Origin of the sequence: Streptomyces sp. 4F14, from assembly GCF_048159485.1 — a bacterium.
Taxonomy (GTDB): Bacteria; Actinomycetota; Actinomycetes; order Streptomycetales; family Streptomycetaceae; genus Streptomyces.
This window is the reverse complement of sequence record NZ_JBLRVY010000020.1, coordinates 152,903-166,786: the sequence shown is the minus strand read 5'-3', so window position 1 is coordinate 166,786 and position 13,884 is coordinate 152,903. Positions and strand designations below refer to the sequence as shown.

Here is a 13,884-nt window from a genome sequence, read left to right as displayed (position 1 = left end):
CGGGAGTCCGGCCGGAGTCAGCCTGACTCCGGCCGGCCCCAGGACCCCCGTTTCAGACCCCATGACTTACAACCCTGAGAGGGATTGACGCATAGTGCTCGACGTCAACTTCTTCGACGAGCTTCGGATCGGCCTGGCCACCGCGGACGACATCCGTCAGTGGAGCCACGGCGAGGTCAAGAAGCCCGAGACGATCAACTACCGCACCCTGAAGCCGGAAAAGGACGGGCTCTTCTGCGAGAAGATCTTCGGCCCCACCCGGGACTGGGAGTGCTACTGCGGCAAGTACAAGCGCGTCCGCTTCAAGGGCATCATCTGTGAGCGCTGTGGCGTCGAGGTCACCCGCGCCAAGGTGCGCCGTGAGCGGATGGGCCACATCGAGCTGGCCGCGCCCGTCACCCACATCTGGTACTTCAAGGGCGTCCCGTCGCGCCTGGGCTACCTGCTGGACCTCGCCCCGAAGGACCTGGAGAAGGTCATCTACTTCGCGGCGTACATGATCACGTACGTCGACGACGAGCGCCGTACCCGTGACCTGCCCTCCCTGGAGGCGCACGTCTCGGTCGAGCGCCAGCAGATCGAGAACCGCCGCGACTCCGACCTGGAGGCCCGCGCCAAGAAGCTGGAAGGCGACCTGGCCGAGCTGGAGGCCGAGGGCGCGAAGTCCGACGTGCGCCGCAAGGTGCGCGAAGGCGCCGAGCGCGAGATGAAGCAGCTGCGCGACCGCTCGCAGCGCGAGATCGACCGCCTCGACGAGGTCTGGACCCGGTTCAAGAACCTCAAGGTCCAGGACCTGGAGGGCGACGAGCTCCTCTACCGCGAGCTGCGCGACCGCTTCGGCACCTACTTCGACGGCTCGATGGGCGCCGCCGCGCTCCAGAAGCGCCTGGAGTCCTTCGACCTCGAAGAAGAGGCCGAGCGCCTCCGCGAGATCATCCGCACCGGCAAGGGCCAGAAGAAGACCCGCGCGCTCAAGCGCCTCAAGGTCGTCTCCGCGTTCCTGCAGACCAGCAACAGCCCCAAGGGCATGGTCCTGGACTGCGTCCCGGTCATCCCGCCGGACCTGCGTCCGATGGTGCAGCTGGACGGTGGCCGCTTCGCGACCTCCGACCTGAACGACCTGTACCGCCGCGTCATCAACCGCAACAACCGCCTGAAGCGGCTTCTCGACCTCGGTGCGCCCGAGATCATCGTGAACAACGAGAAGCGCATGCTCCAGGAGGCCGTGGACGCCCTCTTCGACAACGGCCGTCGCGGCCGCCCGGTCACGGGCCCCGGCAACCGCCCGCTCAAGTCCCTCAGCGACATGCTGAAGGGCAAGCAGGGCCGCTTCCGTCAGAACCTCCTCGGCAAGCGCGTGGACTACTCCGCGCGTTCCGTGATCGTCGTCGGCCCGCAGCTGAAGCTGCACCAGTGCGGTCTGCCGAAGGCCATGGCGCTGGAGCTCTTCAAGCCGTTCGTGATGAAGCGCCTGGTCGACCTGAACCACGCGCAGAACATCAAGTCCGCCAAGCGGATGGTCGAGCGTGGCCGCACCGTCGTGTACGACGTCCTCGAAGAGGTCATCGCCGAGCACCCGGTGCTGCTGAACCGTGCGCCCACCCTGCACCGCCTCGGCATCCAGGCGTTCGAGCCGCAGCTCGTCGAGGGCAAGGCCATCCAGATCCACCCGCTCGTGTGCACCGCGTTCAACGCGGACTTCGACGGTGACCAGATGGCCGTCCACCTGCCGCTGTCCGCGGAGGCGCAGGCCGAGGCCCGCATCCTGATGCTGTCCTCGAACAACATCCTCAAGCCCGCCGACGGGCGCCCGGTGACGATGCCGACCCAGGACATGGTCCTCGGTCTGTTCTTCCTCACCACCGACGGCGAGCTGCGCGACACCAAGGGCGAGGACCGCTCCTTCTCCTCGGTGCCCGAGGCGATCATGGCGTTCGACGCCGGGGAGCTCGCTCTCCAGTCGCCGGTCGACATCCGCTTCCCCGTCGGCACCATCCCGCCCCGTGGCTGGACCCCGCCGGCGCGCGAGGAGGACGAGCCCGAGTGGCAGCAGGGTGACAGCTTCCGGCTGCGCACCACGCTGGGCCGCGCGCTCTTCAACGAGCTGCTGCCCGAGGACTACCCGTTCGTCGACTACTCGGTGGGCAAGAAGCAGCTCTCCGAGATCGTCAACGACCTCGCCGAGCGCTACCCCAAGGTGATCGTCGCCGCGACGCTGGACAACCTGAAGGCGGCCGGCTTCCACTGGGCGACCCGCTCCGGTGTCACCGTCGCCATCTCCGACGTGGTCGTCCCCGAGGCGAAGAAGGAGATCGTCGCCGGGTACGAGGCCAAGGACGAGAAGGTCCAGAAGCAGTACGAGCGCGGTCTGATCACCAAGGAAGAGCGCACCCAGGAGCTCATCCAGATCTGGACGCAGGCGACCAACGAGGTCGCCGAGGCGATGAACGCGAACTTCCCCAAGACGAACCCCATCTTCATGATGGTTGACTCGGGTGCCCGAGGAAACATGATGCAGATGCGGCAGATCGCCGGTATGCGTGGTCTGGTGTCGAACGCGAAGAACGAGACCATCCCGCGTCCGATCAAGGCGTCCTTCCGCGAGGGCCTGTCCGTGCTGGAGTACTTCATCTCCACCCACGGTGCCCGTAAGGGTCTCGCCGACACCGCCCTGCGTACCGCCGACTCGGGTTACCTCACCCGTCGTCTGGTGGACGTCTCGCAGGACGTCATCATCCGCGAGGAGGACTGCGGCACCGACCGCGGCCTCAAGCTGGCCATCGCCGAGCGCGGCGAGGACGGCGTGCTGCGCAAGACGGACAACGTCGAGACGTCCGTGTACGCCCGCATGCTGGCCGAGGACATCACCGTCGACGGCCGTGTGCTGGCCCCGGCCAACACCGACCTCGGCGACGTCCTCATCGACGAGCTGGTCCTGCACGGCATCGAGGAGGTCAAGACCCGCTCGATCCTGACCTGCGAGTCGCACGTCGGCACCTGCGCCATGTGCTACGGCCGTTCGCTCGCGACCGGCAAGCTGGTCGACATCGGTGAGGCGGTCGGCATCATCGCCGCCCAGTCCATCGGTGAGCCCGGTACCCAGCTGACGATGCGTACCTTCCACACCGGTGGTGTGGCCGGTGACGACATCACCCAGGGTCTGCCCCGTGTCGTCGAGCTCTTCGAAGCCCGTACGCCCAAGGGTGTCGCCCCGATCTCCGAGGCCCAGGGCCGCGTGCGGATCGAGGAGACCGAGAAGACCAAGAAGATCGTCATCACGCCGGACGACGGCAGCGACGAGACGGCGTTCCCGATCTCCAAGCGTGCCCGTCTGCTGGTCAGTGAGGGTGAGCACGTCGAGGTGGGCCAGAAGCTCACGGTCGGCGCGACCAACCCCCACGACGTGCTGCGCATCCTCGGTCAGCGCGCGGTCCAGGTCCACCTGGTCGGCGAGGTCCAGAAGGTGTACAACTCGCAGGGCGTGTCGATCCACGACAAGCACATCGAGATCATCATCCGGCAGATGCTGCGCCGGGTCACGATCATCGAGTCCGGTGACGCCGAGCTGCTGCCCGGTGAGCTGGTCGAGCGGTCCAAGTTCGAGACCGAGAACCGCCGGGTCGTCCAGGAAGGCGGTCACCCCGCCTCCGGTCGTCCCCAGCTCATGGGTATCACCAAGGCGTCGCTCGCGACGGAGTCCTGGCTGTCGGCCGCCTCCTTCCAGGAGACGACCCGAGTCCTGACGGACGCGGCGATCAACGCCAAGTCCGACAGCCTCATCGGCCTCAAGGAGAACGTCATCATCGGTAAGCTCATCCCGGCCGGTACGGGTCTGTCCCGCTACCGCAACATCCGGGTGGAGCCGACCGAGGAGGCCAAGGCCGCGATGTACTCGGCCGTCGGTTACGACGACATCGACTACTCGCCGTTCGGCACGGGCTCCGGTCAGGCGGTTCCGCTGGAGGACTACGACTACGGTCCGTACAACCAGTAGGACCTGGTGCTGGAAGGGCGGTCACCTCTTGGGGTGGCCGCCCTTCGGCGTATACGCCGTTGGCTGTGCGGCGCTCAGCGCGGTGGCGGGGCGAAGTGATTTGAGGATCAGAGCGGCGGGGTTGGTGGCCGCTTCCCTGCCGGAGCCCTTCCGCTGGACGTCATCACCTCGATTCGATCTTCAAGGGTGGGCGGGTCTCATGGCCCAGGGCAGCACGTTCTTCGAGTACCGCTTGTCGGAGAATCTTTTTCGGCTGTCGGATCCGTATGCCCGAGGGTGCGGGTGAAGCGGAGCCCGGTGAAGTTGTCGCCGTCGGCGTCGCGCCGGGAGCGGAGGGTCTGTCGGTGTGGAGTGGGCGGCCGTGAAGAGGGAGGCTGGGCGGGGAGCGCGTTCTTTTTCGTGCTTCTTCGCGGAGGGCGGTGGTGGGCGGAACCGTGGGCGTGTGTCGGGCGTTGGGGGATGATAGGGGTAAGAGAAGTGCCGTCCGGGGGAGGTCCCGTGTCGTATCCGACGCCGTGGCAGCCGTGGCAGCCGGCTCAAGGGCAGGGTGGGTCGCAAGGGCCTTCTGGGATGTTGGCGTCGACTGCTGACCGGGAGCGGGCCGTCGATGTGCTGCGGGCCGGGTTCAGTGAGGGGCGGTTGCAGGCCGACGAACTGGAGAAGCGGGTGGCTCGGGCGTATCAGGCCCGGACCGTGGGGGAGTTGTCGCTGATCGTCGCGGATCTGCCGCAGGGGCCCGCGCCGGTGCAGCAGTTCGGGCCGCCGCAGGGGTATGTGCCGCGGACGTTCCGGCCGTTGCCCGCGCCGCCGACCAACGGCAAGGCCGTGGGGGCGCTGGTGTGCGGGGTCCTCACGACCATGACGATGGGGCTGACGGGGATCCCGGCCGTGATCCTGGGCCACACCGCCCGCACGGAGATCAAACGGACCGGCGAGGGCGGCGAGGGCTTCGCCCTGGCCGGGATCATCCTGGGGTGGCTGTCCGTCGCGGGGTGGGCGGCGTTCATCCTGCTGATGGTGCTGATCGCCGGGACGAACGCGTGAGCCTCAGAGACGCTGCCTGACCTCCGGGGCCGCCGGGTGACTCCGAGGCCGAAGCCTGCACCCAGGGCCACCGCTTGAGCCGGCCAGCACTGACGCCTGCCCCCGGGGCTGCCGCGTGACCCCGAGGTCTTGCCCCGGAGGGCGCTGCTTGAGCCAGCCAGGGTCGGCCACCTGCCAAGGCTGACGCTGGCCCCCTGGGGCTGTCGTGTGACTCCGAGGCTGGCGCTTGTGCCCTGGGCCGCTGGGTGAGCCTGCCGAGGCCGACGCTCGCCCCCTGGGGGAACCGCATGCCCCCGAGGCTGACGCTGCCCCAGGGCTGCTGGTTGAGCTCGCCAGGGCCCGCGCCCGCCAAGGCCGACGCTCGCCCCCAGAGTCGCCGCGCAAGCCCCGGCGCCGGCGCTGGCCAAGGTCGACGCCCCCCGGCCGCCGCACCCCCGCCGCCGCATCCCCCCGCTTACGGAATCCCCAGCTCGAACATCAAGTAATGCGCATACCACCCGGAAGCCACCGCGAACGTCCCGAACAGTGCTGCCAATGTCGTCCACCTCAACCGGCCCAGAGCCATCGCGGGTGCGAGGAGGAGGGGGAACGCCGGGAGCAGGTACCGCGGGGTGTTCGCGAACATCTGCTGGGTGCCCAGGACCGTGATGATCGAGGCGAGGGTGTAGGCGACGAGGACCAGGGGGGGTTTCGCGCGGAGCATCAGGGCGATGAGGAAGGGGAGGGTCAGGACCAGGAGGACGGCGATCAGGTCCGGCGTGGGGAACGCGAAGAGGTAGTCGGTCTTGCCGACGGCGGTGTTGCGCAGGACGTCGAACGTGTACGCCCCGAAGTCGAAGTAGTGCGCCCACCCCTCACGCTGGAGGGTGAAATAGGCGGTGAGGTCGCCCATGCTGAGCCCGACCCAGGTGATGTAGGTCAGCAGCCCCATCGGCGCCGCGATCATGGCGTACACGGGCCCGGCGATGCCGTGTTCGCGGCGGGACTCCCTGCGTGCCAGTGTCACCAGCGCCGCGAGCCCGACCGCGCCGATGAGCGCGGCGGACGTAGGCCGGTTGAGGCCCGCCAGGAAGGCGAGCAGGCCCGCCGCCACCCAGCGGCGTTTCATCACGCACCAGCAGGTCCACGCGGCGATGGCGACGAAGAGGGACTCGGAGTAGACGGCCCATTCGACGCCGGCGCCGGGGAGGATCGCCCACAGGCCCGCGGCGATGGTGCCGGCGCGGGGGCCCGCCAACAGGGACACCACCGCGTAGATACCGGCCGCGGCGACGAAGGAGCTGATGACGGAGACGAGGATCGCGGAGCCGTAGAGGCCGAGGCCGGTGATCTCGGAGGTGCCCCGGATGAGGGCCGGGAAGAGGGGGAAGAAGGCCACCGAGTCCTGCTGGACCGTGAACATGCCGCCGGGCGCGAGGTGTTGGAGGGGCTTCGGGTCGTACCCCTTCTCGGCGACCTGGAGGTACCACCAGCCGTCCCAGGTCGCGAGGACGTCCCACCAGTGCGCCCCGCCCCCGAAGCGCGGATCCTTGGTCTTGTAGTCGCCGGTCCACTCCAGGAGATACGCGAACACCGTCAGGCCGACGAGTTTGCAGACGCCGTAGAGGGCGAGCGCGGGGAGGTACGGTCGTACCCCGTCGGGCACCGCGAAGCGGCGCGGTGGCTTCGGCGCCGTCACCATGGGATCGGTCGCGGTGGTACTCATTCGACGGGTTCCCCCTTATAGGCTCTGTCGTCACCTTCCCGCCTGCCGGGCGGGGTCTGGCACGCGCATCTGCGGCGTTGTCGTCGGTTGTCGATGCTCCGCATCGCCGCCCTCCTCCGCCTTGCAGCTGCACGCACCAGACCCCGCCCGGCACGCCCTTCGGGCGTACGACGGGAAGGTGACGACAGAGCCTAGGCATAAGATCGCATCAGAGTCGCACATCCGCTCCACAGGTTCGGGAGGGGCGCGTGGACAACCAGGACGATGGCATACCGGGGGAGCCGGTTGCGCTCTCGGTCGTCATTCCCATGTTCAACGAGGAAGAGGCGCTGCCCGCCCTCGTGAGCAGACTGCGGCCGGTTCTCGATGGGCTGCGGGACGTGCCGTACGAGGTCGTCGCCGTGGACGACGGGAGCGCGGACCGGACCGGCGTACTTCTGGACGCGTTCCGGCTGGGCTGGGCGGAGCTGCGGATCATCACGCTCCGGCGGAACTCCGGCCATCAGGCCGCGCTCACCGCCGGTCTCGACCGGGCGCGCGGCGCGTACGTCGTCAGTATCGACGCCGACCTCCAGGACCCCCCGGAGAAGATCCCGGAGATGCTGGACCTGGCCCGCGGCAGCGGCCTCGACATCGTCTACGGCATCCGTGCCGACCGGGCCACCGACACCGGCTTCAAGCGCTGGACGGCATCCCTCTACTACCGCCTCGTACGGCGCCTGGCGGGCCCCTCCGTGCCCGCGCAGGCGGGTGACTTCCGTCTCCTCAGCCGGGCCGCCGTGGACGCCCTGAAGGCGCTGCCGGACCAGCAGCGGGTGTACCGGCTCCTGGTGCCGTGGCTGGGTTTCCCGAGCGGTGAGGTGACGTACGAGCGGGAGGCGCGGACGGCGGGGCACAGCAAGTACCCGCTGGGCCGGATGATCCGGCTGGCGGTGGACAGTGTGACCGGCTTCTCGGCGGCGCCGCTGCGGATCGCGACCTGGCTGGGCGGCTTCGCGTTCCTGGTGTGCCTGGGCCTGATCGGCTACACGCTGTGGGCGCACGCCTACGAGGAGACGGTGCCGGGGTGGACGTCCCTGTTCATCGGGGTGCTGTTCATCGGGGCCGTACAGCTGGTGTGCGTGGGGCTGCTGGGGGAGTACGTGGGCCGGATCTACACGGCGGTGCAGAACAGGCCGACGTACTTCGTGGCCGGTGACACGCACGCCGATTCCCCTGCCGATGCCGGTCTCCGGACGAAGTCCTGACATCACCGGCGTGTCGTGCCCTGCGTATTCGTTTTGACCGGAGTCGGTGTGCTGGGTACGCTCAGACCTTGTGCCTGGGGTGTGCCCTGGCTCCTGTGCGTGCCTTCAACCGCATACGAGCCGTGTACGGCCACCGCGATCCGCGCCTCTTCCCGCCTCGCGGCGGGGGTCCGGCGGATCCGACACACCCGACCGCGTGGGTCGGCGATGTTCCAGGTTAGCTTCACCATCGGCACACAGAAACCGGAGAAGTAGTGCCTACGATCCAGCAGCTGGTCCGGAAGGGCCGGCAGGACAAGGTCGAGAAGAACAAGACGCCCGCACTTGAGGGTTCGCCCCAGCGTCGCGGCGTCTGCACGCGTGTGTTCACGACCACCCCGAAGAAGCCGAACTCGGCCCTGCGTAAGGTCGCGCGTGTGCGTCTGACCAGCGGGATCGAGGTCACCGCTTACATTCCGGGTGAGGGACACAACCTGCAGGAGCACTCCATCGTGCTCGTGCGTGGTGGCCGTGTGAAGGACCTGCCCGGTGTTCGCTACAAGATCATCCGCGGTTCCCTCGACACCCAGGGTGTCAAGAACCGCAAGCAGGCCCGCAGCCGCTACGGCGCCAAGAAGGAGAAGTAAGAATGCCTCGTAAGGGCCCCGCCCCGAAGCGCCCGGTCATCATCGACCCGGTTTACGGCTCCCCCCTGGTGACCTCCCTCATCAACAAGGTGCTGCTGAACGGCAAGCGCTCCACCGCCGAGCGCATCGTCTACGGCGCCATGGAGGGTCTGCGTGAGAAGACGGGCAACGACCCGATCATCACGCTGAAGCGCGCGCTGGAGAACATCAAGCCGACGCTCGAAGTCAAGTCCCGCCGTGTCGGTGGTGCGACGTACCAGGTCCCGATCGAGGTCAAGCCCGGTCGCGCCAACACGCTCGCGCTGCGCTGGCTCGTCGGTTACTCCCGCGCCCGTCGCGAGAAGACCATGACCGAGCGCCTGCTCAACGAGCTTCTCGACGCTTCGAACGGCCTCGGTGCGGCCGTCAAGAAGCGCGAGGACACGCACAAGATGGCCGAGTCCAACAAGGCCTTCGCGCACTACCGCTGGTAGTCGCAGACCCCATCGAGACCGAGAGAAGACCGAAGCCTCATGGCTACCACTTCACTTGACCTGGCCAAGGTCCGCAACATCGGGATCATGGCCCACATCGACGCGGGCAAGACGACCACCACCGAGCGGATCCTCTTCTACACCGGCGTCAGCTACAAGATCGGTGAGGTCCACGACGGCGCCGCCACCATGGACTGGATGGAGCAGGAGCAGGAGCGTGGCATCACGATCACCTCTGCTGCCACCACCTGTCACTGGCCGCTCGAGGACAACGACTACACGATCAACATCATCGACACCCCCGGGCACGTCGACTTCACGGTCGAGGTGGAGCGTTCGCTCCGCGTGCTCGACGGCGCTGTCACGGTGTTCGACGGTGTCGCCGGTGTGGAGCCGCAGTCCGAGACGGTGTGGCGTCAGGCCGACCGTTACGGCGTGCCGCGCATCTGCTTCGTGAACAAGCTGGACCGTACCGGCGCCGAGTTCCACCGCTGCGTGGACATGATCTCGGACCGCCTGGGCGCCGTCCCGCTCGTCATGCAGCTCCCGATCGGCGCCGAGGCCGACTTCCAGGGCGTCGTGGACCTCGTCCGCATGAAGGCGCTCGTGTGGTCGGCGGAGGCGGCGAAGGGCGAGATGTACGACGTCGTCGACATCCCCGCCACGCACACCGAGGCCGCGGACGAGTACCGCAACAAGCTGATCGAGGCCGTCGCCGACTACGACGACGAGATCATGGAGCTCTTCCTGGAGGGCGAGGAGCCCTCCGAGGAGCAGCTCTACGCCGCGATCCGCAAGATCACCATCGCCTCCGGCAAGTCCGACGGCGTGACGGTCACCCCCGTGTTCTGCGGCACCGCGTTCAAGAACAAGGGCGTTCAGCCCCTGCTCGACGCGGTCGTGCGCTACCTGCCGACTCCGCTGGACGTCGAGGCCATCGAGGGCCACGCCGTCAACAACCCGGACGAGGTCGTCAAGCGCAAGCCGTCGGACGAGGAGCCGCTCTCCGCGCTCGCGTTCAAGATCATGAGCGACCCGCACCTCGGCAAGCTCACCTTCGTCCGGGTCTACTCGGGCCGCCTGGAGTCCGGCACCGCCGTGCTGAACTCCGTCAAGGGCAAGAAGGAGCGCATCGGCAAGATCTACCGCATGCACGCGAACAAGCGTGAGGAGATCGAGGCGGTGGGCGCCGGTGACATCGTCGCCGTGATGGGCCTGAAGCAGACCACCACCGGTGAGACGCTGTGCGACGACAAGCAGCCGGTGATCCTGGAGTCCATGGACTTCCCGGCGCCGGTCATCCAGGTCGCCATCGAGCCCAAGTCCAAGGGCGACCAGGAGAAGCTGGGCATCGCGATCCAGCGTCTCGCGGAGGAGGACCCCTCCTTCCAGGTCCACTCGGACGAGGAGACCGGCCAGACCATCATCGGCGGTATGGGCGAGCTGCACCTTGAGGTGCTGGTCGACCGGATGCGCCGTGAGTTCAAGGTCGAGGCCAACGTCGGCAAGCCGCAGGTCGCCTACCGTGAGACGATCCGCAAGGTCGTCGACCGGGTCGACTACACGCACAAGAAGCAGACCGGTGGTACCGGTCAGTTCGCCAAGGTGCAGATCTCGATCGAGCCGATCGAGGGCGGCGACACGTCGTACGAGTTCGTGAACAAGGTCACCGGTGGCCGTATCCCGAAGGAGTACATCCCTTCGGTGGACGCCGGTGCTCAGGAGGCCATGCAGTTCGGCATCCTCGCGGGCTACGAGATGACGGGTGTCCGCGTCACGCTGCTCGACGGTGGCTACCACGAGGTCGACTCCTCCGAGCTGGCGTTCAAGATCGCCGGTTCCCAGGCGTTCAAGGAAGCCGCCCGCAAGGCCGGCCCCGTCCTCCTGGAGCCGATGATGTCCGTGGAGGTGACCACTCCCGAGGACTACATGGGTGAGGTCATCGGCGACATCAACTCCCGCCGTGGCCAGATCCAGGCCATGGAGGAGCGGGCCGGTGCCCGCGTCGTGAAGGGCCTCGTGCCCCTCTCGGAGATGTTCGGTTACGTCGGCGACCTGCGCAGCAAGACGTCCGGCCGGGCCAGCTACTCCATGCAGTTCGACTCCTACGCCGAGGTTCCGCGGAACGTCGCCGAGGAGATCATCGCGAAGGCCAAGGGCGAGTAACGCACCGCGTTTCCACGCCGTAGGCTTGACCCCGGTGTCTCACGGGCCATTCCTCCGCATTCGTGGCGGAACGGCCCGGGGCCCGGGACCCAACAGCAAAGATCACCTGGCGCCGATGAACCCAAGGCGTACAGAACCACTTCAGGAGGACCCCAGTGGCGAAGGCGAAGTTCGAGCGGACTAAGCCGCACGTCAACATCGGCACCATCGGTCACATCGACCACGGTAAGACGACCCTCACGGCCGCCATTACCAAGGTGCTGCACGACGCGTACCCGGACCTGAACGAGGCCACCGCGTTCGACAACATCGACAAGGCGCCGGAAGAGCGTCAGCGCGGTATCACCATCTCCATCGCGCACGTCGAGTACCAGACCGAGGCGCGTCACTACGCCCACGTCGACTGCCCGGGTCACGCGGACTACATCAAGAACATGATCACGGGTGCCGCGCAGATGGACGGCGCGATCCTGGTCGTGGCCGCCACCGACGGCCCGATGCCGCAGACGAAGGAGCACGTCCTCCTCGCCCGCCAGGTCGGCGTCCCCTACATCGTCGTCGCCCTGAACAAGGCCGACATGGTGGACGACGAGGAGATCCTGGAGCTCGTCGAGCTCGAGGTCCGTGAGCTCCTCTCCGAGTACGAGTTCCCGGGCGACGACCTGCCGGTCGTCAAGGTCTCCGCGCTCAAGGCCCTTGAGGGCGACCCGGAGTGGTCGAAGACGGTCCTCGACCTGATGACCGCCGTCGACGAGTCCATCCCGCAGCCCGAGCGTGACGTCGACAAGCCGTTCCTGATGCCGATCGAGGACGTCTTCACGATCACCGGTCGTGGCACCGTCGTCACCGGTCGTATCGAGCGTGGTGTCCTCAAGGTCAACGAGACCGTCGACATCATCGGCATCAAGACCGAGAAGACCACCACCACGGTCACCGGTATCGAGATGTTCCGCAAGCTGCTCGACGAGGGCCAGGCCGGTGAGAACGTCGGTCTGCTGCTCCGCGGCATCAAGCGCGAGGACGTCGAGCGCGGCCAGGTCATCATCAAGCCCGGCTCGGTCACCCCGCACACGGAGTTCGAGGCCACGGCGTACATCCTGTCCAAGGACGAGGGTGGCCGTCACACGCCGTTCTTCAACAACTACCGCCCGCAGTTCTACTTCCGTACGACGGACGTGACCGGCGTCGTGACCCTCCCCGAGGGCACCGAGATGGTCATGCCGGGTGACAACACCGACATGTCGGTTCAGCTCATCCAGCCCATCGCCATGGAAGAGGGCCTGAAGTTCGCCATCCGTGAGGGTGGTCGCACCGTGGGCGCCGGCCAGGTCACCAAGATCAACAAGTGATCTTGAGGCTCTGAGTCTCCGAGAAGACCCGTACGACTCCGGTCGTACGGGTCTTCTTTCTTTGTTCACCCGGGGTTATGCGTGCTCCGTACGCTGAGCGCCGATGACTGGCCTGACCTTCACTCAGCGTTCGCAGCCGCCGCTGACCGCGCCGCTCGATCCGGACCGGCGCCGTCCCCGGTTGTACGTCCTCGACGGGCTGCGGCTGTTCGCCGCGCTCTTCGTCGCCCTGCACCACTTCGCGGGGACCGCGCGCGCGGACCGGCCCGGCAACCCGATCTGGGGGCGGCCCGTCTCCGAGATCATGCCGGACGTGTTCCGGGTCGCCTCCTACGGCTGGATCGGCGTCGAGATCTTCTTCGTCATCAGCGGGTTCGTGATCTGCATGTCCTGCTGGGGGCGTACACCCCGGCAGTTCTTCGTCTCCCGGGTGATCCGGCTGTACCCCGCGTACTGGTTCGCGGTCCTCTTCACGACCGGGGTGCTCGCCGCGTTCCCCGGCGTCTGGGAGAAGCTCCAGGCGCGGGACGTGCTCGTCAATCTCACGATGCTCCAGTCCGGGTCGCGGGTCGCCAACGTCGACGGGGTGTACTGGACGCTGTGGGCCGAACTCCGGTTCTATCTCCTGTTCCTGGTGGTCGTCGCGGTCGGGCTCAGCTATCGGCGGGTCGTGCTGTTCTGCTGCCTCTGGGGGGCCGCCGCGATGCTCGCGCCCTCCGCCGGGTGGCCCCTGTTCTCCCTGATCGCCAACCCCGACGGGGCCTGGTACTTCATCGCCGGGCTCGCGCTGTATCTCATGTACCGCTTCGGGCAGGACCTGCTGCTGTGGGGCATCCTCGGGATGTCCTGGCTCATGGGGCAGAAGGAGATCGGGCACCGTATCGACAACGTCGAAGGGGTGTCCGGGTGGCGGGGCGCGGTCCTCATCTTCACCGTGTTCCTGCTGGTCATGGTCGCCATCGCGCTGGGCAAGCTGGACTGGGTGCGGGGCAGGTGGCTGGTGACGGCCGGGGCGATCACCTATCCGCTGTACCTCCTCCACTACGCCGCCGGTACGACGCTGATCAGCCGGCTCCGTGACGATCTCGACGCGCGGCTCCTCATCTGCGTCGTGCTCGCCGGGTTCATGGCGCTCAGCTGGGGAGTCCACCGGGTCGTCGAGCGGCCGCTCGCCGGGGTCGTCAAACGCGGGCTCGACTCGTCGTTCGCTCGCCTGAAGGGGTGAGCTTTCCGGCGGGACGTTTCGAAGGACTTCGAAAAGCGTGACGTGGGGCGGTGGG

At 67.4% G+C, this 13,884-nt stretch carries 9 protein-coding genes; 8 read left to right on the top strand and 1 reads right to left on the bottom strand.

Features of this window, described 5'->3' with window-relative positions; translation table 11 throughout:
* The first annotated feature begins 94 nt into the window (after positions 1–94).
* Together ACLZOT_RS30895 and ACLZOT_RS30890 are read left to right on the top strand one after the other, a co-directional pair.
* Positions 95–3,994, top strand: coding sequence for a DNA-directed RNA polymerase subunit beta' (locus tag ACLZOT_RS30895; protein ID WP_416972400.1), 3,900 nt, complete (start codon positions 95–97; stop codon positions 3,992–3,994).
* A gap of 570 nt (positions 3,995–4,564) precedes the next feature.
* Positions 4,565–5,038, top strand: a complete 474-nt coding sequence (locus tag ACLZOT_RS30890) for a DUF1707 and DUF4190 domain-containing protein (RefSeq protein ID WP_416972399.1) — start codon at positions 4,565–4,567, stop codon at positions 5,036–5,038.
* A gap of 454 nt (positions 5,039–5,492) precedes the next feature.
* Here the strand turns inward: ACLZOT_RS30890 and ACLZOT_RS30885 are convergent, their stop codons facing one another.
* Positions 5,493–6,743: a glycosyltransferase family 39 protein gene (locus ACLZOT_RS30885; protein ID WP_416972398.1), complete on the bottom strand. Its 1,251-nt coding sequence runs from the start codon at positions 6,741–6,743 to the stop codon at positions 5,493–5,495.
* A 248-nt stretch (positions 6,744–6,991) separates the two neighbouring features.
* On the opposite strand from ACLZOT_RS30885, the gene ACLZOT_RS30880 reads away from it, so the two are divergent.
* The 6 genes from ACLZOT_RS30880 to ACLZOT_RS30855 all read left to right on the top strand — a co-directional run bounded on the left by ACLZOT_RS30880 (position 6,992) and on the right by ACLZOT_RS30855 (position 13,829).
* Positions 6,992–7,990: a glycosyltransferase family 2 protein gene (locus tag ACLZOT_RS30880; protein WP_416972397.1), complete on the top strand. Its 999-nt coding sequence runs from the start codon at positions 6,992–6,994 to the stop codon at positions 7,988–7,990.
* 254 nt (positions 7,991–8,244) lie between these two features.
* The gene (gene rpsL / locus ACLZOT_RS30875) at positions 8,245–8,616 is read left to right on the top strand and encodes a 30S ribosomal protein S12 (protein ID WP_003948652.1); all 372 of its coding nucleotides are present in this window, start codon (positions 8,245–8,247) and stop codon (positions 8,614–8,616) included.
* 2 nt (positions 8,617–8,618) lie between these two features.
* Positions 8,619–9,089: a 30S ribosomal protein S7 gene (gene rpsG / locus ACLZOT_RS30870; protein WP_003992340.1), complete on the top strand. Its 471-nt coding sequence runs from the start codon at positions 8,619–8,621 to the stop codon at positions 9,087–9,089.
* Positions 9,090–9,128: 39 nt separating this feature from the next.
* Entirely contained in the window at positions 9,129–11,255 is a 2,127-nt protein-coding gene (gene fusA, locus ACLZOT_RS30865; protein ID WP_416972396.1) for an elongation factor G, read from the top strand.
* A gap of 155 nt (positions 11,256–11,410) precedes the next feature.
* Positions 11,411–12,604 (top strand): elongation factor Tu, encoded by a 1,194-nt coding sequence (gene tuf / locus ACLZOT_RS30860; RefSeq protein WP_416972395.1) that lies wholly within the window; start codon positions 11,411–11,413, stop codon positions 12,602–12,604.
* A 103-nt stretch (positions 12,605–12,707) separates the two neighbouring features.
* A complete protein-coding gene (locus ACLZOT_RS30855) occupies positions 12,708–13,829 on the top strand; it encodes an acyltransferase family protein (protein WP_416972394.1) in 1,122 nt (373 codons plus the stop codon).
* The last annotated feature ends 55 nt before the right edge of the window (positions 13,830–13,884 follow it).

Bases quoted from the DNA above. Each gene is read 5' to 3' on its own strand.
- ACLZOT_RS30855 (WP_416972394.1), top strand. From the start codon at position 12,708: ATGACTGGCCTGACCTTCACTCAGCGTTCGCAGCCGCCGCTGACCGCG.
- fusA (WP_416972396.1), top strand. From the start codon at position 9,129: ATGGCTACCACTTCACTTGACCTGGCCAAGGTCCGCAACATCGGGATC.
- ACLZOT_RS30890 (WP_416972399.1), top strand. From the start codon at position 4,565: ATGTTGGCGTCGACTGCTGACCGGGAGCGGGCCGTCGATGTGCTGCGG.
- rpsG (WP_003992340.1), top strand. From the start codon at position 8,619: ATGCCTCGTAAGGGCCCCGCCCCGAAGCGCCCGGTCATCATCGACCCG.
- ACLZOT_RS30885 (WP_416972398.1), bottom strand. From the start codon at position 6,743: ATGAGTACCACCGCGACCGATCCCATGGTGACGGCGCCGAAGCCACCG.